The organism is Microcoleus sp. w2-18bC1 (genome assembly GCF_036700365.1).
Classification (GTDB): domain Bacteria; phylum Cyanobacteriota; class Cyanobacteriia; order Cyanobacteriales; family Microcoleaceae; genus Microcoleus.
Genome location: NZ_JAUBOS010000149.1, coordinates 1 through 2,082 on the forward strand (window position 1 = coordinate 1; position 2,082 = coordinate 2,082).

General features: G+C 39.7%; 1 protein-coding gene. It reads right to left on the bottom strand.

Annotation, left to right across the window (positions count from 1 at the left end):
* Positions 1 to 280: 280 nt before the first annotated feature.
* Positions 281 to 1,945, bottom strand: a complete 1,665-nt coding sequence (locus QT979_RS28760) for an IS1634 family transposase (RefSeq protein ID WP_333312374.1) — start codon at positions 1,943 to 1,945, stop codon at positions 281 to 283.
* Positions 1,946 to 2,082 lie beyond the last annotated feature (137 nt).

The following is a 2,082-nucleotide window of genomic DNA, read 5'->3' on the forward strand; positions in this document are numbered from 1 at the left end:
AACCCACATTCCGCAGATGTGTGTGGAATTTTTTTATCAGTTGTGAAAAGTTGGAGTCAAAAAGTTTTTCCGTTTAACTTATGCGGTTTTAACGTCACGGGCACCTGTCAAATCTCCCGAAATCAACTAAACTGAAATAGTTGACTTTTTTTAATAGATTTATGGCGCTTTCTTCGCGAAATAACTTAGCTTTTTAGCCAAAATAAATCCCGCCAAGAGCTAATCATCTTGACTAATAAATGTGGATTATTCACCAAGATTTACAGCTTAATGGAGAGCGTCATCCACCTGCAAACATTAAATAGTACCGACTGCAATACTGTCCTAAATGCTTTAATACATCTTGACGGTCTTGGGTTAAATTACTGACTTGCTTATCTCCGTTGACCGTCACTAAATGTACCCCTTGAAACATCTGAAATATCCAGCGCATTGTCGGTTTATTGGTGAGTTTCTTTACCTGATTTCTGACTCCCTCATTGGTGGCTTCTAAGTGTTGTCTCAATTTCCTTTGCGCTAGGGTATAAACTAACAAGCACAGTCCCATTATCATTCCTATTGCTTCGACTCGCTCGGGATTTTTCACAAATACGCTTGATGTAAAAAACAATGGATCTTTGATAAATCTAAATCCTCTCTCGTTACTTTGCTGCGCTTTGTATTCTGATAGTATCTGTCGATCGCTCACCTCTTGAGTGTCTAAGATGTTGGTGGCTAATATAAATCTCCCGGCTGTGATTTGTTCGGCTTCTATTACTGATAACCGGGTTCCTATTTGACCCGTAACTTGATAAACTGTTGGATTTGTTTGGTTCTCTAGTTTCTGCTTGCTTGTCGATTTTTTGACTGGTTTTTCTCGGCATTCAATTTCTGTGATTTGGTGATACTTCCAGGTATCTGATAATCTTTTTATCGCGATTTCTGCGTCGGCTATACACGCAAACTCTTGTCTGAATAGCTTGCGTAGTGAGGAAGAAGCTGATTCTAATTGTTTCTCTACTTGCTGGGCTATTTTTTTGAGGGCTGCTTGTTTTCTGAGATCGCTTTCTACTACTATCCATCTTTGTTTGATGTTGGCATACTCGCTGGTTATGGCTGCTATTTTGTAGCCTTTAATTTGAGCTGATTCCCAGTCTTTATCTTCGATAGCTGAGATTTTTTGTCGGGCTGATTTGATACTTAATGGCACTCTGGTTATCCATTTCATTCCTGCCATTGCTGATAAGTTTTCTGCTGTGTATAAGGCACTGTCTGCTACACAGATTCCGTCGAAAGTCCATTGGTTTTTAAATTCTTTGAGTCGGGCTACAAAAACGCTTTTGTCATCGGCGTTTCCGTCATCTATTTTGAGATACAATGGTACGTCTCCATCACCGCTAACTATGGTGTCAATGATAAATTGTTTGAGGTCGGGTCTTTTGTCTCTTGAATATCCGTGAACGATTTTTATGGCTTTCATTTCATCGGGTGGGTCTGATGAGTCTGTTTCAATGTCTTGACTCTTTTCCTGACGAGTTTTGTATGCTCCTTCTACTGATATTGAACTGCTGTCTAGATGAACCCTGTTCATTTCTACTTGAAATTTATGAGCTGCTTTCAGGGCGATCGCTGTGAATAACTGTGTCGTTCCAGCTTGATGGTATTTGTCTAATGCTCTGCCTATTCTATCATCATTTAATTGTCCAGGGGTCACTCCTTCTCCTATTAGATGTTCTGTTGCTTTTCCGACAAAAAATGTGTCGAATAGGTAGATTGGGGCGCTCAAAAACCCTAATCCGTTCAAAATCATCGCTTTCATGACTTGTCCTGGGCTGAGGGTTTCTTTGTTGCTTATCCCCACTTTTTTGTTGACTTCTTCTACCAATTCCATTTCATCTATTATCCCGGCTACTATTCCCAAGTGGTCTAAATTTACGATATTTATCCCCGATAATGGCTGGTTCATGATTTTTAGAGTTGCTTTACTGCAGAAATCTATTATACACTAAAAACTCCCAAACGATTGCAGTGCAATCGTTTGGGAGTTTATTGTTGCCAAATCTATCTTCCTTTACCTCTGCTTGAATATCTGCGGAATGTGGG

Coding starts and splice junctions, on each gene's coding strand:
- QT979_RS28760 (WP_333312374.1), bottom strand. CDS start 1,945: ATGAACCAGCCATTATCGGGGATAAATATCGTAAATTTAGACCACTTG.